Raw genomic sequence first — 417 nt, 5'->3', positions numbered from 1 at the left:
GCTAGATAAATGTCGGCGCCTTTGGAAAAATTGCGAACGACATCTTAGTACTAGTCGCCAAATGGTTGTTTTAGCTTATTTGATTGTGATGCTCAAAAGATATTAGACAGGTTCTAAGACAAAGTTGACGTCTTAAAGGTTTTTTTATCGAAATCACGAATGTGAATATAATTAAAAAAGATTATAAAAAAGGCTGATTTAATTAGATTCGCGCGTTTTATAATCAAGTTAGCCAATTAGCTGGATCTAATTGGCTAACTTGATTATAAAACGCGCGAATTAAAAGTTTTTCAAAGTAAATAAAGATGCCTTAATGTAAATAAAGATCGGTCCGTTAAAACCCTTGGGTTTGAGCAGGCCGGTCTTTTATTGAAGTGAAGCAAATTTAAACATTAAGATTATTTTTGCCTGTGACAA

General features: G+C 32.9%; 1 pseudogene. It reads left to right on the top strand.

Annotated features, from left to right (window positions below):
• Positions 1 to 106: pseudogene (locus MZO40_RS17055) on the top strand (IS5/IS1182 family transposase); the annotation flags it as partial.
• Between the last annotated feature and the right edge of the window lie 311 nt (positions 107 to 417).

Source organism: Lactiplantibacillus sp. B652 (genome assembly GCF_023806745.1).
Classification (GTDB): Bacteria; Bacillota; Bacilli; order Lactobacillales; family Lactobacillaceae; genus Lactiplantibacillus; species Lactiplantibacillus pentosus.
This window is presented reverse-complemented; position numbering and strand designations above follow the sequence as displayed.